Below are 18,936 nucleotides of genomic sequence, written 5' to 3'. Positions count from 1 at the left end.
TGATTATTTTCTGGCTGATGGTGGAATAAGTATTGTTTTGATACAATTATCGAGCTTGGCCGAAAAAATATGGTAGGCATCTCCCACTTCTTCCATTGGAATCCGGTGCGTAATGATCGCCTTGGGATCGATCCGTCCCGCCTGAATATGTTCGATGAGCCGTGGAAGCAAACGTTTAACGGAAGCCTGATTAGCCCTGATCGTTATTCCTTTATTGACCACATTTCCAATCGGGATAAGATTGCCGGTTGGCCCATAAACACCGACGATCGAGACAATACCTCCTTTTTTGACTGAATTGATCGCCCAATGCAGTGCAGTGGCCGAACCGGCCTGCAACATGAGTTTGCGGCCGGTGATGGTTTGCAACGCGTCTCCGGCAGCCTCACAGCCGACTGCGTCAATGCAGACGTCGGCACCGATCCAGTCCGTTGTCTTTTTAATAAAAAGCACCGGATCTTCCAGTGAACGGAAATTATATGCCTCACACTGTGCATACTTCTTCACAAATTCAAGTCGGTATTCAATATGATCGATCACAATAACTCTGCCCGCGCCAAATAGCCAGGCCGACTTCGCCGCCATGATCCCGATAGGTCCGGCCCCAAAGACTACCACCGTATCACCCGGTTTGATACCTCCCATTTCGGCCGCCTGATAACCTGTGGGAACAACGTCGGTGAGGAGCACCGCGTCGTCATGATCCATATCCTCGGGAATGATCGTAGGCCCAATGTCCGCGTAAGGTACCCGCACATATTCTGCCTGCCCACCATCGAACCCTCCGGCTGTATGTGAATAGCCGAAAATGCCGCCCACCGCGGTAGCCTGCGGATTGGATTCATGGCAATTGCCATACAAGCCCTGCTCACAAAAAACACATTTTCCGCAGGCGATATTAAACGGAACCAATACGTTGTCCCCAACTTTCAGGTTTTGAACCGAGTCTCCAATCTCTTCCACAACACCAATAAATTCGTGTCCGAAAGTGGTGCCTATGCGGGTGTCGGGCACCAATCCATGGTACAAATGCAGGTCCGACCCGCAAATACATGAGCGGGTTACCCGCACGATCGCATCGCTGGAATGCTCAATTTCAGGCATAGGCTTATTGCGGTCTGCTCTGACACGGTAAGGCCCGCGATAATTCATTGCTAGCATATTTTCTTTTTCTTAGTTGTTGATTTTTTCTAAATCGATGCGCGCCATGCTTAAAAACCATTCCTGGGGAAATCGGCCGCCCGTGCGGTAGTTTGCGAATGGCAGTGCGCACCAAATGGCCTGTTATTTACCCGACGAGCCCGCAGGTTTTGTTGGAAACAGTGCTTTTGCCTTTTCCAGGTGATGTTTCAATGCCGGGATTTTAGTATCTGCCCATTTTTTGAAATCGGGATCCTGTCCGTCGTTGGATTCGGTCTGAAACAGTCCGATCGTCTCTTCATGAGAGGCAATCATCATATTCATATAAAGCATATCAAACTGCTCCCCGCTTTGGGCAGCCAGACTGTCGTACATCTGCTGTTTAACGTTGCTTAGCTTGGTCGGAACCATCACCTGCTTCTTTCCAGCCAGTGCTTTCAATTCATCATTGACTTTCGTGTGATCGTCGACCATCATTTTTCCAAAAGCCTTGCATTCGGCAGACGTTGCCCGTTTGGTGGCAAGCTTGCCCAACATCACTTCAAGCATCCCGCCATCGGCCGCAGCCAGCACGAATTTTTCGTCTGGCGAATCACGCTCAAGCCGGTCGGAAAAAGCCAGTACCGCGCTGAACAAAACACAGGTTATTAGTAATAAAACCGCTTTCATCATGTAATTGGTTAAGATTTAAACTGCTAGAACTATTTGTTGGCCATACCGTCCGGGTATGCATCCGGGCCGGGCCACCGCTACGGATATGAAATGCGCCGTAAGGTGGTTTTAAAATGCAGGCGCGATTTCTAAAAATCATGCCAGCGATGCTGGCGCCCTGACCTTTTCCCCATGTACCGACAGCAGCGGTTTCCGCAGAATTCGGGAAAACCTGGTGAGCGTTGGCATAAGAATTATGTATATCGACAAACCGGAGCTAGCCGTTAGAAACGCAAACCGGGCAACATTTTCCTTCGTATTAGAGTATTATGAATGTAATCCAGAAAACCTCCATATCGGCAGTAGCCGGCACGTCCGCTATGACCATGTTCAGTTTTATGGCATCCAGACTCGAAAAAGAAAATTTCCGCGAGCCGGCATTACTTGGCACCTTCATCAATAACACCTTTAAGACTGGTGCCAAATTTTCGAAACCGCTGGGCTGGGTCTTACACTATGTTGTAGGTGTCGGATTTACAGCTGTTTATAAATGGACGCTTCGCTCGTCCAAGGTGGAGCCTTCGCTGGGAAACGGATTATGTTACGGCGCTTTTGCAGGAATAACCGGCATACTTTTCTGGGAAACATTATTTAGCAGCCGTCCAGGAACTGCCCACACAAACCGTCCGGCGTTTTACTCGCAATTATTTTTGGCTCACCTGATTTTTGGTGCGGTAATAGCTGCGATGGATAAAAAGTTGAATGAACTTCAGAAGACATAATAGCATATGGGATTTAATAGCATTACTTTTTTATAATACCCTATTCATGTATCTTACGCCCCTATGGATAAAACAGGCACAATAATTATTATTGAAGATGACACCGACGATCAGTTTGTGTTGGAAGAAGTCTTCAAAGAATTAGGATATGAGAACAAAAGAATGTACTTCGCTGATGGTTTATCAGCCCTCGACTATCTTTATTCAACAACCGAACGGCCTTTCATTATTATTTCCGATATAAATCTGCCGAAATTAAATGGGCTGGAACTCAGAAAAAAAGTCCAGACCGACGCCGAGCTCAGTCTAAAATGTATTCCCTACGTATACTTTACCACAGCAATCAACCAACGGGCTGTTATCGATGCGTATAGTACTTCTGCACAGGGCTTTTTTGTAAAACCCGGAGCATTCGAGGAAATCAAGGAGACGATCAAGGTTATGATTGACTATTGGAGAAGGTGTGCAGCTCCTAATAATTTTTAGCTTGCTCATACTTGCTCTTTTTCCCGTCGTTGCACCACTTACTAAAAGTTGACTGTCATAAGTAACCGTTCTACCGCGGTAGCCACGTCTGCGGGAGATGGATAGGCAATTGTTTTAGCATAAAACCGCCTGGCAACGTCTCGGATGATAGTGTTCCGGCTCTGTAAGTGTGAAGGGACTGAGAAATAAAGCAATTCATGGGGGCTCTTCCAGGGCGTGTGCTGGGGATTGGTTTGTGCATATAGGCCCACCACGGGGGTTTGCATAGCAGCCGCAATGTGCATAGTGGCCGTGTTCACCGAGACGACATAATCTGCCCCGCCGATCAATGCGATCAGTTCACCCAGCGACAATGCTCCCGCCACCGACCAGGCACCGTTTCCAATGCCCTGCGCGATAGCATCTGCCTGCGCCTTCTCCGACCCGGATCCCGATATTAACAAGGGCAATCCATACTTTGCTGCCAAAAGCCGCCCTGTTTCTATCCAAAGGTGGACAGGATACTGCCGTTTTTCTTCCGAAACTCCGGGGTGTAGCACAACGTAGGGTGTAATGGTGTCAATGGACATTGCTGCCAGTTTTACCCTCAGTCCGGCCAGCGCATCTGTATGTTGTGTCAATGAAAGTCTGCAATCTGCAACCTCCGCGCCCACTGCCCCGACCAGATTAAGGTCGCGCTCCACCTGATGGCGGATGCGTTCGTAAGGTTCATCGTCGGGGAGCCAGGTAGTGAGCAGCTCATAGGGATTCTCCCGTGCATAGGCTATGCGCACGGGAATGCCCGCCATGTACGCAAGCATCGCGGCCGGAAGCGCGCTCTGGCTGTAAACCGTAAAAATGACCACCGCATCGAAATGCATCGAAGCGATTTGCCGGGCCAGCGCAGGAAGGTCGTAACCCATCCCGCCCGTATGTTTGACCCAGGGCAGATCGGCCGTCACCAACCCGTCCACACAATCTAGGTAAGGCACGATCATTGCGCCGGCCTTCGAAGTGAGCAATGTAATGCGGCTTCCAAAGGATTCTTTCAAAGCGCGCATGGCCGGCGAGGACATAATCACATCGCCCATATTGTCGGCCCTGATGCAGAGCACATTGCGAAATGGCAAATGTTCAGACATTGTCGGCAACAGTTTGTGAAGTAATGTAATCGGCAGCATCCAGAAAATGGCGGGCGGTATATTGCGGAACACGATGCGCCCCTTCCAGCCATTCCGTTTCGTTCCCGTTGTCGATCAGGATGCTATGGCAGCCGGCCCGGTTTCCAGCTTCCACATCGTTGAGAATATCCCCGATCATCCAGGAATGTTCCAGATCAATATTCAGGTCGGCCGCAGCCTCCAACAGCAGACCCGGCTCCGGTTTGCGGCATTTACAGGAATCTTCGGCCGTTTCGGGCAGATGCGGACAATAGTAAAATCCCGAGAGGACTAAACCATTATCCGCGAAAATGTCCTCAAAATAGCGGATCAAAGCATCCAGCTCCGTCTTGGAAAATAATCCCATAGACAAACCCTGCTGGTTTGTTACCACCACCAGCCGGTAGCCGTCACCTTGCAAAGTCCTTAAACCCTCGAACACATCCGCTTCAAAAACCACTTTGGCGGGATCTACATTATAAGGCTCATCTTTGATCAGCGTGCCGTCTTTGTCCAGAAACACAGCCCTATCTGCGCGGGATTGCATAGGCAGCGGTGCTATTTCGATAATCAGCTGGCTGCATATCGCCAGCATTCCTCAGTTGAATCGTGTAAATCGCTGGCCGCGTCGGAATGCGGTGACCCACGCGGCGGTAAAGCTGGTCCGCCTTTTCGGCGACGTACGACCAGGTGAAGTGCGCGTTTACCCTCTCCAGGGCTTTACGGCACAATTCCCGGTATCTGTTGGGGCACGAAATGCCCTCCCGCACGGCCAGCGCCAGTGCCTTAGGATCGTGTGGCGGCACCAGAAATCCTGTTTCACGGTCTTTAACGGTATATTTAATCCCTCCAACCGCAGAACCGATCACCGGCGTTCCGCAAGCCATCGCTTCAAGCGGGGTAATGCCAAAGGGTTCATACCAGGGCGTTGAAATAAAAAAGTCGGCTGCCTGATAGTATTGTTTAAGCTCCTGGCGGTTTCTGCGCCCGACGAATTCGACTTGCGAGCGCACGCCCCCTTCCTCGGCAATGTCGCGCAGGCGTCTGAATTCTTCATCCTTTTCAAAATCCGGCACCTCTTCCGAACCGCCCACGATGAGCAATCGCAGCTTGGGCACATCGCGGAGGTAACCTATCGCACGGATCACATTATCGATCCCTTTGCGCGGTACCACCCTCCCCAATTGCAACAGTATCAGCTCGTCTTTCTCCAATCCCAATTGCTTTCGCGCTACCGACGTGGCGAGCGGATGAAATTCGTCGGAACTGAAACCGCACGGGATAATGGTAATGCGGGACGGGTCGGCCTGGTAATGCTCTACCAGGTCCTGCTTGTCCTGGGGACATTCGGCAATGACATAGTCGGCATCGTCAACGATCATCTGTTCAATATCGAGCCGTTCTTCGGGAAATGCGTCCCTGTCCTGCTGATGAAGCTTCCTGATTTTGCCCAACGCATGAAATGTCACCACATAAGGAATCCCCAGCCGCCGCTTAACACGCGAAGCGACAAGGCCCGACATGAAGAAGTTGGCATGTATCAGCTCATACTCCATGTGCCGCTGTCCGATAAAACGGATCATGTTTTTGCTGAACTCATCCATAAAACCCAGCAATTGCTCCTTAGGGACCTCCGTGGCAGGTCCGGCGTCAACATGCACCACCCGAATTCCAGGCAGCCATGAAACGATCTCGGGAAGGTCACTGCGGTCTTTGCGGGTAAAGATATCGATCAGGTAACCCAGCTTTGCAAGCGACTTACAAAGCTCGGCCACATACACATTTTGCCCGCCACTATCAACTCCTCCCAATACCGCAAGCGGAGAGGCGTGCTCACTGATGAATGCTATTTTCCTTTTCATGATAATGGTCTTGGATGGTTTGTCTGAAAGTGTTTTCCCAATCCGTTACGAACCGGGCAATGTTAAATTTTTCTACCGCCACTTCTTCTGCCGCCTTACCGAGCTGCCTGGCCCGGGCCGGATCGGCAATGAGTGCCTTCATGCCTTCGATAAGTCGCTCGATATTTGTGTCGATCAGTCCGCATTCACGGTCTTTGATCACCGTCACATACTCGGTGGTCGCCAGCGCTACCACAGGCATGCCTGTCATCATGGCCTCGCATACGGCTAATCCGAAACTGGTGTAGCGGATCGGGTTGAAGAAAAAACGATAATGGCTGATAAACTCCGGCAACTGCGGGTTGAGTACCTCCCCCAGCCCGCCGGATTCACTGGTCCCCATCCCGATCAGGTCGAGCGGTACATGTTTGCGCACTTCATCGAAAATGTCCCAGCCCGTGATGCGTCCTCGTTGCTGGATGTGGTTGATCACCACGATACCGCGTGGGATGTCGCCTTGGTAAGAAACCGCCGGAATGCAGACGCCGTGCTCGATGACCCGCACATTTTGCGACGTACCATTATCCCACATCAGCTTATTGAAATGCGTCACGTGCACCATCGTAACGGCCGGGTCGGTCATGACGTGGCGGGTGTTGGTGGGATGCCGTTCGGGCGTATTGTGCTCCACATATACACGGGGAAGTTCCTTCTGCCAATCGGCCAGGATATAGTGCTGGTCGGACAGGTAGTTCTGTTCCGACTGAAACAGGATACAATCAAATTCAATATTGCGGACCTCGGCGGCATCCACTTCTATCACATTGGGCCCGAAAGGAAATGTCTCGCCCCGGCCATAATAGCCCTCTGTGCGGGTGTCACTGACGGGGATAAAAATGTCATAGTTGCCTTGTGAAAAATAGTAAAGATAGCTTCCGTGGATGTGCCAGGTAAAGATCCTTAACCGGCCTCTGTGGGTCCCGTCCATATGTGGTCATGTATGTGAAACAGGCGGTGCCTAGTAAAAAACGGTGCCATTCCCGACAAACGCTTTCCTGACCCTCAGGCATTTGCCAAATCAGAGGCGGTTAATCATGGCAAACGCTTCTAAACGCAACGTATATGAAGCATTTTAGAGAATTTCCGGCATGGAAGAATATCCCCAGGTTGTTCTGTGCCCTGTTTTAAATCCCCATTGGCCCGGCAAAAGGAAAATGACACGTCTCCTGCGAGTGTATACGTGTGTGTATAGAAGACCGCACGCGAGGCTTCACTTATGGCATTTTAATATTTTAATTCGGCGGGGATGTGTGTACTGGCATGGTACTTGTGCCCAGGCGTCTGCATTTTACAAACCGCATATCTGGCCTATGTATATTCTTGGAATCAATGCAGCTTTTCACGATACCGCCGCCGCACTGGTAAAAGACGGCAAGATCATCGCGGCTGCCGAAGAAGAGCGTTTTACCCATATCAAACACGGTAAACGCCCCGTGCCGTTCTCCACCTGGGAACTGCCTTTCCACGCCATCGACTACTGCCTCAAAACAGCAGGTATTACCCTGCAAGACGTCGACCGCATTGCCTACTCCTTTGATCCGGAGAGTGTGTCGGAGGCGTCGGTGTACGAAAGCCAGTTGGATGATGATGTGCTGACGGCACCGGATGTATACCAGGGATGGGATACGCTTTTCCTGAACTATATCCGTAAAGCACCGGAACAACTTCGCGATGGGTATCCGCATCATTTGCAGAAACGGCTGGCCGACGCTGGCGACATCACCGGCAAGTGGGTGTATGTCAACCACCACAATGCCCACGCAGCGAGCGCCTTCTTCCCGTCGCCATTCCAGGAAGCCGCCGTACTGACGCTCGATGGCAGGGGTGAAAAAGCGACAACAGGCTATTTTATAGGCAAAGGCAATTCGCTGGTGCAGATTGATTCGGTAGACATGCCGCATTCGCTGGGGATGTTGTACGAAAAAATCACGACGTACCTCGGCTTTCTTCACTCATCCGACGAATACAAAGTAATGGCGCTGGCGTCTTATGGCCAGCCGGTATACCTCGAAGATTTTCGCTCAGTGATCCATGTCGGCGACGACGGGCAGTACACGATCGACGATTTCGATCCTGTGCAATGGTGGGGGACCGGACGTAAAAAGGACGACCCTTTCGAACAGCTACACCACGACATTGCACATTCACTGCAAAAAGCATTGGAGGAAACGGTTTTAAAACTGACTTACTGGTTGCACGAACAGACCGGGGCCGAAAACCTCTGTCTGGCCGGAGGGGTCGCATTAAACTGCGTGATGAATGCGGTGATCCGCGACCAGGGGCCATTCAAGAATGTGTGGGTACAACCCGCCGCCGGTGACTCCGGTACAGCCCTGGGCGCCGCCCAGTGGCTGGATGTGCTCCTGAACTCCACCGAAGACCAGGCCCGGTACACGGCACCGATGGAACATGTATTCTGGGGCCCGGAATATACCGACCAGGAGATCGAAAAATTTATGATCTGGGCCAAAATGCCTTACAAACGCCTTACCAATATCGCCAGGGAAACTGCGGCGATCCTCGCACAAGACAAGATCATTGCCTGGCATCAGGGACGGATGGAATTCGGGCCTCGCTCGCTGGGCGCCCGCTCGATCCTCGCGTCCCCGATCCACCCTGAGATGCAGGCGCGGCTCAACGATATCAAAGATCGTGAGGATTTCAGGCCCGTGGCACCCGTTGTGCTGGAAGACGATGCGCCCGAATGGTTCGAGGATGCCGGGGTATCGCCGTTCATGCTCTTTGTTTACCCGGTTAAAGAAGACAGGGCCGGCCGGATTCCGGCCGTGCGACACACCGACGGTACGGCCCGCGTCCAAACCGTCAACCGGGCTCAACATCCGCTTTACTATGACCTTATCAGCGAGTTCAAGGCACTCACGGGTGTTCCCGTTCTGGTGAATACATCCTTCAACACCCGCGGCGAACCGATTGTTTGCTCGCCCAGGGACGCTATCGAATGCTTCTGGACGTCTCCTTTCGACGCTTTGATCATCAACTCCTTCATTCTCGAAAAATAATGATAACTGCCAGCATCAGTGTTGTGATCCCGACATTCAAACGTCCGGAGCTTTTGCATAAATGCCTGGCGGCATTGTACCGGCAGCGTTATCCGGGATGTTTTTTCGAAGTCATGGTCGTGTCCGACGGCCCTGATCCTGAAACTGAGAAGCTCGGACAAGCCTTTGCGCAGGGGCATCCTGACTTCTGCATCGCCTTTCACAGTCTGCCAGCCAGACGCGGACCGGCGGCCGCACGAAATTACGGCTGGCACCGGACTTCCGGCGATCTTGTGATTTTCACGGACGACGACTGCATTCCCGATGCTGGCTGGCTGGCCGCTTACTGGCGTGCCTATCGCCTCTACGATCAGGATTATATCGCATTCACGGGACATGTAATGGTGCCAGTGCGCGAACGCCCTACGGACTACGAGAAAAATGTAGCCCACCTTTCCACCGCGGAATTTATCACCGCCAACTGCGCTTGCAGCCGTGCGGTACTGGATCTTACCGGAGGTTTTGACGAGGCATTTCCGGCTGCCTGGCGGGAGGATTCTGACTTTCAATTTGAGCTGCTGAAAAATAAGGTACCCATTGCGCATGTCGGCGACGCGGTAATTTGTCATCCGGTTCGACCGGCGCACTGGGGAATCAGCATTGGTGAGCAGCGCAAAAGCATGTTCAATGCACTGCTTTTTAAAAAACACCCGGATCTCTACCGGAGCCGGATCGCGCGCGGCCCGGTCTGGAACTATTATGTAATTATCCTGGCAACCGTAGTAACAATCGTCAGTTTCGCATTTGGCTCTCCGGAGACTGGCGTACCTGCCTTGCTGATCTGGCTTTGTGCGGTTATGTTTTTTGTTGCCAAACGCCTCAAAGGCACCGATGCTTCATTTTCCCACCGGCTCGAAATGATGGTGACGTCGCTCGCTATTCCATACCTGTCTGTTTATTGGACCATTCGCGGCGCACTGCGATATAAAGTCTTCTTTTTATGAAATTCTCACCGGATACCACACGCCGCATAGCCGTTTTCAGGGCGCTGCAACTTGGCGATATGCTTTGTACAGTTCCCGCGCTCCGGGCATTGCGGAACGCTTATCCCGAGGCGGAAATTACCTTACTCGGGCTGCCCTGGGCCCGATCTTTCCAACAACGCTTTTCCGGTTATATCGACAACTTCACTCATTTTCCCGGCTATGAAGGTTTGCCGGAACAGCCCTTTGATCCAGGCAAATGGCAACAATTTGAGCGTACCATGCAAGAGAACCCCTTCGATCTTATCCTGCAAATGCAAGGCAACGGCCATATCGTTAATGAAATGCTGGACAACCTGTTGATCGGACCAGTTGCCGGCTTCCACAGTGAGGGTAATCACCGGGACACCTCGCGTTTCCTCGAATACCCGACCGGCATTTCGGAAATCGAAAGACACCTGCGGCTTATGACGCACCTGGATATTCCGGCAGCAGGTACGGAGCTTGAATACCCGGTAACCGACGAGGAAGTCCGGCAGTTTTATACAAAAAATCCAATGTTAAAAAAACAACATTACGTGTGTGTTCATCCGGGCTCTCGCGGGACGTGGCGCCAGTGGCCGCCTTCGCATTTTGCCTGCCTGGCCGACCATTGCGCCGGAATGGGTTACCATGTGGTGATTACCGGAACAACCGACGAAGCTCCGGTTACCCGGCAGGTTATCGAGGCGATGGACTATCCGGCCATTGACCTCACCGGCCAGACCGGTCTCGGCGAAATTGCACAGCTGATCCGGGAATCCGCGTTGCTCGTCAGCAATTGTACAGGCGTTTCGCACATCGCCTCAGCCACCGCCACACCCAGCATTGTAATTAGCATGGACGGTGAACCCGAACGGTGGGCACCATTGAACAAGGTCCTGCACAAAACCATCGACTGGACGACCTGCCAGGATTTCGACGTCGTACAAGATTCGATGATCCTGCTATTGGAAGAACAGTACAAGTCACTGTCTTAACCGCTTTTCCAAAAATATTCTAATATGGATGTCGCGGCCTTACTTTCCAGCCGTTGGGCTATCAGCTTTTGTCCCGCCAGAAGTGCTGTCGCCGAGGGAAGGTGTAGGACTCTCGCAGATCTTCCGGAAAAATCAGTGTCCCAGATCCCGGAATGATGCCAGACCTCTGGGTGGTCCCAATCCGGCCGGTCGATAATCGGGTAAAGGCAAATACCCAGCAATGGGATATCCCGATCGATAAGTGTCGCGCATTCGGATGCGATCATTTCTATCCAAAGCGGCCGGTCTTCCTTTGGATGGCTGGTTTCCGATAAGATAATGGGCTTTTCGTATCGCAGGTAAGCAGCTTCCAGCAGGCTGGCCAAAGGTTGCCAGCGCGGATCGGGTATGGGGTCCGTCCAGCATAAAAACTCGTAGCTCCCGATGATCCATTGATTGTTATAGTAGTAATTATAGCCTAATATATCGACCAGATCGTCACTGCCTCCCAGTTCAGGGCAGATTCGCCCGCAAAGCATATCGACTGATTGGAACTGCATTTCATTTTCAGTCGCTGCTGTCGCCAGCTCTTCTTCCGTGGGGTTCAGGCCAGGTACCATATTGACCAGCGGCTCGGTGGTGACGATTCTGACCAGACCGCTGATCTGCTTCATCGCCTTGACCGCTGCGATGTATGCGCGCATCAGCGCGTACTTTAATTCCCAGCCGTTTTTTGTACAGTAAGGCACTGTTCCGCCGACTTCACCCCCTAGCCAGGAAATGAAGCTTACCTCATTGATCGGAGTTACATATAACAGTTCGCCAGGATTATTTTTGATATAAAAAGTAACAAATGCTTCGCAAAGTGCTACCAGGCGGGCAGTGAAATGCGGGTGGAACGGACTAAGGTCGACGGGATATCCGAAATGGCAGATGTCCCAGATCTGCTGCACATCGTATTCCCTGGCCGCATGCATCATGTCGAGTACATCATCGAAATTGTAATGGTAAGGCATATATTCGACGACGCTCCACCTGATGCCCTCGCGCACGGTGCGGATCCCCAAACTACATATCCGTGCGTAATCTTCACGGATGAGTTCCAAATGCCCGGTCATTTGAAGCAGGTCTACCCTATCGCCACTCGCATTCAGCTGATCGGTGCATTCAAAGCCGGCCATCCAGAAGGTTTTAAATTCGTTTTTCATATTCGGAGGATTGACAGGTACACTAGCTCGCATGTTTCAATTCGCTGACAAGAATGACAGGTTTGACCTCACGCCTCACCATGAGCATCAGCTGTATCATGGAGGCAAATGTGTGCTCCCAGGACTTATCGGAAAGATATTCGTCGACGGCTTGGAGCCATTGCTCATCCACAGACTCAGTTAGTTCATACTCAATGGCCGCTATAAAGGTCTCAGCGTCATTGCCGATGCTTACCAATCCCATTTCCCGGTAGGGCGAAACGACATCCCGAATGGCCGTTGAGACTACGGGCTTTCCGGCTGCCAGGTATTCAGGCGTCTTGGTAGGACTGATGAACTGGGTGGATTCATTTAAAAGGAAAGGTATCAGCGCAATGTCCCAACCCGACAAATAAGCTGGCAGCTCGGCATAGCTTTTAGGTCCCAGATAATGAATATTGTCTCCAAACGGCAACGCAGCGGGATCGATTTTGACCACCGGCCCGATCAGGACAATTTGCCAGTCCGGCCGTAGAGATGCAATGTCCTTGATCAGTTTTTGATCAAACCGTTCGTCGATAACGCCATAAAAGCCCAGCTTTATGCCAGTGATCGAAGCCTGGTCCGACGGCTCGGCCATGGCGTTCCTGGCACTCCTGAAATGGGCTTTGTCGATACTGCTGGGAAATGGGTGAATGTTGTGGTGGCTCGCCTTTTTGGCTTCATACAGGCTCAAACCACCTGTAAAGACCAGATCCGCTTTCGCGAGAAGCTGCCGCTCGATATAGCTGATCCGGGGTGAGGCGAATTTAAATGCGGAAAGTTCATCCATACAATCATATACGATCATATGCGGTGAGAACGACCATGAAAATTCAAATGCCATGGGCGTGTAATACCAGAAGATAAATTTGCTGCAATCACGTTCGCCGAAGAACGATCTGAGCAGGGCCGTCATTTCCCTGATCGTTTCTCCCTGAGTGATACCGGCTGGCAAATGAGGCACGCATACCCAGAGCCCCTCGCATTTTGGCTTACATTCGAGATAGGGCTTACCCGTACAGTCAAACAGAGGCTCTTCCAGGAAATAAACATTCGCAATTTCGGCAAAACGCGTCATCAGATGTTGCGGGCGCTGAAAAACGAAATCCCATCTTAAATGGGAAAAGCAAAGCAGATCTTTTTGTAAGTTGATGGACATAAGTAATGATTGTCAAATTAGAAACTCGACAGGCTCAATAAGAATTATGCCAGCAGCTTTTAGACCAAATTTTATGTGGTTTTGGCTTAAATACACAATAAACCTATTTCCCTTTCCCCAACCTGAACAGCAGTTTGCTTATTAGTTGTTGAAATTGTTTTCGGAAAAGTAGATGCACGACCAACGCAATGACCATCAAAGCCAACAGAATTACAAAGCCAAGATAATCGCTATCTAGCCAGCTGTTTAAGAAATGCCCGGCAATTACCAGGATGGTAACAAGTATGACAAAGCCGAGCAACGACATCAGCAGGTAATAAACGATCGGTGAGGTCGCCCTGGAAACCTTGTTATTAATTTCAGCGCGGATAGAATCCAGTTTTTCATCAATAAAATGACTTACCCGTTGGAACAACGTGTTCGAAAGTACCGCAGGGTTAAGACTAAACGATTCTTTCTTTGAGGATGGGTCACCGCCCGCAGGTTGCTGCACCTCTTGTCTGACCATGAGAACGGCATGCTCGTTGGGAGTGATTTCATGCCCGTCAGATTTGGCATACACCTTCGTAAATTCGGCACCGAAATAAAGAATGATGGAGGAATAGTAAATCCAGGTGAGCAGGATAACAATAGATGCAGATGCACCATACGTTGCACCAAGGTCAGAACTGCCCAAATAGAAACTGATTGCCAGCTTCCCGATCGCAAACAGCAGGGAGGTGAAGCCTGCTCCGATGAGACATTCTTTCCACCGGACATGCCCGTCGGGCAGAATTTTGAATACAACCGCAAAGAGCGCAGTGATAATCACCAGCACGAGGACAACGTTCAATACTGAGAAAATGATTACTGAGACCTCGGAGAAGTAGTGTTCGAGTCTCGCACTTAGCAGGTCAACGACCGTATTGACGCCCAGCGTAACGACGAGCAAAAAGCCCAGCGTGACGATCATCGAAAAAGACAACAGTCTGTTTTTCAGGTACTGCACCCAACCTTTCCGAGGTTTGGATTTGATGGACCAGATATAATTGATCGAGTCCTGGATCTCAGCGAAAACCCCGGTTGCCCCAATGAGCAGCGTAACACCGCCAATGATCGCGGCGGTGGTCGATTTATCACTGATCGCAGCATTTTTGATGAGCTCCTGTAACTGGGTGGCCGCTTGTGTCCCTAAAAGTCCACGGATCTGCCCATAAAGCTCTCCCTCAAATGCTTCCCTGCCGAAAAAGAAGCTTACGATAGAAATGATCAGCAAGAGCATCGGTGCTAACGAGAAGACTGTGTAGTAGGATAAAGCTGCACTCAGTTTAAGCACATTGTCATCCGAAAACTCTGAAAACGTCTCTTTCAGTACCAAAAAAATGTTTTTAAAGTGGCCCATTGTCTTTGCTAAGTTGGTTTCATTCCTGTCAACCCGACAGTGCCTCTCACATCCTGGATTTCCGTCTGTGAGATGGGCGATCCTATACAAAGACCTTACCAAGCCTGAATGCCTATGCCCGGACGGGAGCCCGATCTACACGACGGTGGTACGATTTTAGTTTAAGAACCGCCCTAAAAACCTTGTTACAAATGGGAGTCAATCAGAACACACGCGACGGCCGCAACCAAAGTCTTTGGCAAAAAAATATATCTAACGATCACGAGCATAGGGCTTTTGATCCATCGCAAACTTATGATGTGCTGATAGTCGGCGCGGGCATTACCGGCATAACGACCGCTTTATTGCTACAAAAGGCCGGTATGCAGTGCGCTATTGCCGATGCCCACAATCCCGGATACGGGACCACCGGCGGCACCACCGCGCATATCAATACCTTTGCAGATACTACCTTCGCCGAAGTGGAAAGCGCTTTTAGCGAGGATGCTGCCCAACAATTTGCAGATTCCATTGCCGAGTCGGTGGATCTGATCCACGAACTGGTGAATATCTATCAGATTGATTGCGATTTTGAGTGGAAAAATGGGTACGTGTATTCGCAAACCGACAAAGAAACCAAAGAGCTCGACGATATCCTCAATAGTTCCTTGAAGGTCGGTGTCGAGGTCCGGGTAAGTAACCAGGTTCCTGTTACAGTCGACTTCCAAAAAGCGATTGTCTTCGGCCGCCAGGCGCAGTTTCATCCTTTAAAATACATTTTGGCCCTGCAAACTGAGTTTCGCAATCTTGGAGGGGTTGTTTTGGAAAATACACTTATCCAAGATGTACAGACCCTGGATGGCTTTCATATTGCCTCAGCACCCTCGGCGAAAATCAAGGCAAAGGCCATCGTTTATGCTACCCATATCCCACCAGGTGGGGTAAATGTGCTGCACTTTAGAAATGCCCCCTATCGTAGCTATGTCATCGCTGCAACTTTGACAAGCGATGCTTACCCCGAAGATCTGGTTTATGATATGCAAGAGCCCTACCACTATTTCAGGACCCATATGATCGACGGGCAAAAGTATCTGGTAGCCGGCGGCCATGATCATAAGACCGGTCACGGAGATCCGGAGCAGTCTTTTGCAGATCTGATCGCTTTCACCAGGCAGTGCTATCCTGTAAAAGACATATTTACCCAATGGTCGGCACAGTATTATGTCCCAGCCGATGGCCTGCCCTATATCGGGAAACTTCCGGGTGCTTCCGATGGCATTTATGCAGCAACCGGTTTCAGTGGAAACGGCATGATCCTGGGAACTGTCTCGGCAATGGTGCTCAGCGACCTGATCATACAGGGCAAAAGCGTGTATGAAGAATTGTACAACCCGGCACGCATCAAACCCATTGCCGGCTTCGCCGAAGTAGTTAAAGAAGGTGTTGATGTTGTTGCCCGATTCATCGGTGACCGCCTCGGGCTGGAAGATATTAAGTCTGTTTCCCAACTGCCGGTCGATTCTGGCGAAGTGGTGGAATATGACGGTCAAAAGCTGGCCATTTACAGGGACCCGAATGGCAACATACAGGCGCTCGATCCGGTTTGCACGCATACCAAATGCATTGTCCACTGGAATAATTCTGAAAAAAGCTGGGACTGCCCTTGTCACGGAGCGCGTTTCGACACAGATGGGACCGTTCTTACCGGCCCCGCGAGAGAGAACCTCGCGCGTGTGCTGACAAAACCTGAGGTTCAAGAGTAACGGCACCCTGGTAAGCCAGGGTAACGCCTTCTGCCCCTTCAATTAACCGGTAGCTCCACAAAAAATGTAGTTCCAACACCGCCAATAGACTCAAACCAGATTTTTCCTTCATGTGCCTCGACAATTTGCTTGCAAATAGAAAGGCCGATACCAAAGGATTGCTCACCGGCAGTCCCGGTTCTTCTGGCAACATTTGAATGAAGGAAAATCTGTCCTTTGAGATCTTCCGGAATGCCGATCCCTTTGTCTTCAATGGTCAGCAGCATGGTATCCGATCGTTTTTGAAGATTCACTTGAATGGCGCTTTCTGCCGGGGAGAACTTCACTGCATTACTCAATAGATTGGAAAATACACGCCAGATCTTTTCCCTGTCAACAGGTACCATCGCTTCCGCATAATCGTAGTAAATGGTCTGTTTCTTCTCTTTTCCTTTATAACTCAGCATATCAATGCAAGACTGGATTATTTCTGCCAGGTCCTCCTCACTTTTGATAATCTTTTTCCGATCCGGGCTGGACTGCAATATTTGTCCAATCAATCCAAATGCCAGCTGCCCCGACTGCTGAATGACGTCGATGATCATGGCTTGTTCATCCGAGGGAACCTGGTCCCAGAAGAGCATATCCGAAGCCGAAATCATCGCGGCGATCGGGTTCCTTAAATCATGTGCGACGATCCGCAGCACGTCTTCCTTCTCCATTTCGGCTTGTTCCAATGCGTTGACGGTATCCTGAAGGGCGATATTGCTCTGCGTAATTACACCGTTCAACTTTGTTACCGCATGTAGGTTAGCAATATTTTTCTTCGCATTACGCCAGATAAGGTATACGATCACACTCATGGCGATTGAAATCAGAACGGCAAATTTCAGGATCAGATCTTCCCGGGCATCTTTCTCAGCAGCCAGTTCTATTTCCTGTTCGCGCTGAATTTGTTGCAAAAGCTGTCCGACATTTCTTTTTTTCTCTGCATTGCTCCTCAGTTTCCTTTTACGATCCGTTTCGATATGGGCCATTAATAGTTTACTGGCTTTCTCAAAATCCCCGTGTCCCAGCCAGATAGCAGCCTGTAATCTTTGATATAAACCGGCTGTCGCCGCGTCCTTTGTTGCAGCAGGCAGGCGACTCAGGGTATCCAGCTGTTCCTGCGCTTTGTCATACTCTTTTTTGTCAATATATATTTGTGCTAATATCCGACGAGACTCCTGCTCTACGTCAATAGACCACTCAATATTTGGGTCGTGTTCGAGACATTTCTTAATAAGTCTTTCGGCCACAATGGCATTCCCTTTTAAAGCATAGGCTTCGGCTTGATTTCTTAAAATAACAATACGTGAAAACTTGATGAAGTTTTGCTCCCGCGGGAACCGGCCTGCGTTGCCGTTGATAAATCGGCTCGCCTTATCAAAGTAGGTAAGCGCCTTGTCGGGCTCATTCAAACGCAGATACGCAATGCCGATATTTCGCATACTTCCCTGCTGCTCAATAAATTCCAGCTGAAAATCCGTTCCCTTGCATTCAGCTAATTCTTTTAGTTCCTGCTGCCAATATTCGATAGCTTGATAATAGTTTTCTTCTTTGAAAGAAATGTTCGCGATCCGGCTGCTATACCGTGCACATTCGCAGATTTCGCCGAGTGACGTCAAAAATGATTTACCCTTGTAGTAGTTGCGATATGCCAGATAATATTCCTTTTGCTTCAACAGATCGTCCCCTTTTAAAAGCAGTGCTTTGGAATAATCGGTCGGGTTCTGTTCGCGAACGTGCGCGGATGTGAACAACCGAAGAAGGCTATCGGTGTAAATGAGCGCGACATCTGCCATCGTGGAATCGCGATGACTCAACACCTTCATAAACTTATAGTAGGCGATGCTATCGTGTAAATCTTTTTTGTCCAGTGAGGCGACGAGCGAATCGAGACTGGCAATCGTCTTCTGGATCCCTATTTCCCGCGAATTACGGTCGAGGCTATCGATCCATGCTTTTAATTGAACGTGATGTTCACCTTTCTGCGACTGTTTGCATCTTATAAAGCTTACTGTTAAAACCAGAACAATCAGAATAATCCTGCATTGAAAGCAGCTTAGTACCAGGCTAGATCGGTTGTTCATTGCTTCAAGATCAGTTTCTCACTTAGGATGGTGCCCGGAGGCAAAGATGCATATTCGTTTTTGTACAATTATTTAAGCCCTTCAGCAACTAACCTACTTATCCGCCCCGATAAGTTAGCAGAAAGCTACGCACAATCCACATGGAAAAATGTAGAAAAATTTCATCCGAACGTAACTTACAGCGGAAATACGGAGCAGGTTCAGAGGAATAATGGCTGCAAGAGGTTAAACAAGA

16 protein-coding genes are annotated in these 18,936 nt (G+C 50.2%); 6 read left to right on the top strand and 10 right to left on the bottom strand.

What is annotated here, in order from left to right:
• Positions 1 to 3: 3 nt before the first annotated feature.
• Both LZD49_RS04055 and LZD49_RS04050 read right to left on the bottom strand, forming a co-directional pair.
• Positions 4 to 1,161 (bottom strand): zinc-dependent alcohol dehydrogenase, encoded by a 1,158-nt coding sequence (locus LZD49_RS04055; RefSeq protein ID WP_234666041.1) that lies wholly within the window; start codon positions 1,159 to 1,161, stop codon positions 4 to 6.
• Positions 1,162 to 1,284: 123 nt separating this feature from the next.
• The gene (locus LZD49_RS04050) at positions 1,285 to 1,812 is read right to left on the bottom strand and encodes a DUF4142 domain-containing protein (protein WP_234666040.1); all 528 of its coding nucleotides are present in this window, start codon (positions 1,810 to 1,812) and stop codon (positions 1,285 to 1,287) included.
• Positions 1,813 to 2,120: 308 nt separating this feature from the next.
• Here LZD49_RS04050 and LZD49_RS04045 point away from each other — a divergent pair, with 308 nt between their 5' ends.
• Positions 2,121 to 2,573, top strand: a complete 453-nt coding sequence (locus tag LZD49_RS04045; protein ID WP_234666039.1) for a hypothetical protein — start codon at positions 2,121 to 2,123, stop codon at positions 2,571 to 2,573.
• Positions 2,574 to 2,636: 63 nt separating this feature from the next.
• Complete coding sequence (locus LZD49_RS04040) at positions 2,637 to 3,059, top strand: response regulator (protein ID WP_234666038.1); 423 nt, start codon at positions 2,637 to 2,639, stop codon at positions 3,057 to 3,059.
• Between the two features lie 41 nt (positions 3,060 to 3,100).
• Here the strand turns inward: LZD49_RS04040 and LZD49_RS04035 are convergent, their stop codons facing one another.
• From LZD49_RS04035 to LZD49_RS04020, 4 genes are read right to left on the bottom strand one after another with little or no spacing between them, the layout of a single operon-like run.
• The gene (locus tag LZD49_RS04035) at positions 3,101 to 4,180 is read right to left on the bottom strand and encodes a glycosyltransferase family 9 protein (protein WP_234666037.1); all 1,080 of its coding nucleotides are present in this window, start codon (positions 4,178 to 4,180) and stop codon (positions 3,101 to 3,103) included.
• Positions 4,173 to 4,745 carry an HAD-IIIA family hydrolase gene (locus tag LZD49_RS04030; protein WP_234666036.1) on the bottom strand — a complete coding sequence of 191 codons (573 nt, stop codon included), beginning with the start codon at positions 4,743 to 4,745 and terminating at the stop codon, positions 4,173 to 4,175. Before LZD49_RS04030 ends, LZD49_RS04035 begins: the two co-directional genes overlap by 8 nt.
• A complete protein-coding gene (locus LZD49_RS04025) occupies positions 4,726 to 6,060 on the bottom strand; it encodes a glycosyltransferase family 1 protein (protein ID WP_234666035.1) in 1,335 nt (444 codons plus the stop codon). Before LZD49_RS04025 ends, LZD49_RS04030 begins: the two co-directional genes overlap by 20 nt.
• Complete coding sequence (locus LZD49_RS04020; protein WP_234666034.1) at positions 6,032 to 7,027, bottom strand: glycosyltransferase family 4 protein; 996 nt, start codon at positions 7,025 to 7,027, stop codon at positions 6,032 to 6,034. The genes LZD49_RS04025 and LZD49_RS04020 overlap by 29 nt, the downstream gene beginning before the upstream one ends.
• Before the next feature lie 382 nt (positions 7,028 to 7,409).
• On the opposite strand from LZD49_RS04020, the gene LZD49_RS04015 reads away from it, so the two are divergent.
• Genes LZD49_RS04015 through LZD49_RS04005 form a run of 3 tightly spaced genes read left to right on the top strand, consistent with a single transcriptional unit; the run spans position 7,410 to position 11,100 of the window.
• The gene (locus LZD49_RS04015; protein WP_234666033.1) at positions 7,410 to 9,119 is read left to right on the top strand and encodes a carbamoyltransferase C-terminal domain-containing protein; all 1,710 of its coding nucleotides are present in this window, start codon (positions 7,410 to 7,412) and stop codon (positions 9,117 to 9,119) included.
• The gene (locus tag LZD49_RS04010) at positions 9,119 to 10,102 is read left to right on the top strand and encodes a glycosyltransferase family 2 protein (RefSeq protein ID WP_234666032.1); all 984 of its coding nucleotides are present in this window, start codon (positions 9,119 to 9,121) and stop codon (positions 10,100 to 10,102) included. Before LZD49_RS04015 ends, LZD49_RS04010 begins: the two co-directional genes overlap by 1 nt.
• Entirely contained in the window at positions 10,099 to 11,100 is a 1,002-nt protein-coding gene (locus LZD49_RS04005) for a glycosyltransferase family 9 protein (RefSeq protein WP_234666031.1), read from the top strand. Before LZD49_RS04010 ends, LZD49_RS04005 begins: the two co-directional genes overlap by 4 nt.
• Here LZD49_RS04005 and LZD49_RS04000 read toward each other — a convergent pair.
• The 3 genes from LZD49_RS04000 to LZD49_RS03990 form a co-directional block, all read right to left on the bottom strand.
• Positions 11,097 to 12,287 carry an amine oxidase gene (locus LZD49_RS04000; RefSeq protein WP_234666030.1) on the bottom strand — a complete coding sequence of 397 codons (1,191 nt, stop codon included), beginning with the start codon at positions 12,285 to 12,287 and terminating at the stop codon, positions 11,097 to 11,099. The two genes, LZD49_RS04005 and LZD49_RS04000, sit on opposite strands and share 4 nt — an antisense overlap.
• Positions 12,288 to 12,309: 22 nt before the next feature.
• Positions 12,310 to 13,467 (bottom strand): glycosyltransferase family 1 protein, encoded by a 1,158-nt coding sequence (locus tag LZD49_RS03995; RefSeq protein ID WP_234666029.1) that lies wholly within the window; start codon positions 13,465 to 13,467, stop codon positions 12,310 to 12,312.
• Positions 13,468 to 13,570: 103 nt separating this feature from the next.
• Positions 13,571 to 14,848 carry a YihY/virulence factor BrkB family protein gene (locus LZD49_RS03990; RefSeq protein ID WP_234666028.1) on the bottom strand — a complete coding sequence of 426 codons (1,278 nt, stop codon included), beginning with the start codon at positions 14,846 to 14,848 and terminating at the stop codon, positions 13,571 to 13,573.
• A gap of 191 nt (positions 14,849 to 15,039) precedes the next feature.
• Here LZD49_RS03990 and LZD49_RS03985 point away from each other — a divergent pair, with 191 nt between their 5' ends.
• The gene (locus LZD49_RS03985; protein ID WP_234666027.1) at positions 15,040 to 16,590 is read left to right on the top strand and encodes an FAD-dependent oxidoreductase; all 1,551 of its coding nucleotides are present in this window, start codon (positions 15,040 to 15,042) and stop codon (positions 16,588 to 16,590) included.
• A 38-nt stretch (positions 16,591 to 16,628) separates the two neighbouring features.
• On the opposite strand, the gene LZD49_RS03980 is transcribed toward LZD49_RS03985, so the two are convergent.
• On the bottom strand, positions 16,629 to 18,701 hold the full coding sequence (locus tag LZD49_RS03980; protein WP_234666026.1) for an ATP-binding protein: 2,073 nt from the start codon (positions 18,699 to 18,701) through the stop codon (positions 16,629 to 16,631).
• Positions 18,702 to 18,936: the final 235 nt, after the last annotated feature.

Origin of the sequence: Dyadobacter sp. CY261 (assembly GCF_021440085.1) — a bacterium.
Lineage (GTDB): Bacteria > Bacteroidota > Bacteroidia > Cytophagales > Spirosomataceae > Dyadobacter.
The sequence above is the reverse complement of the archived record's forward strand: the minus strand, read 5'-3'. Positions and strand labels throughout refer to the sequence as shown.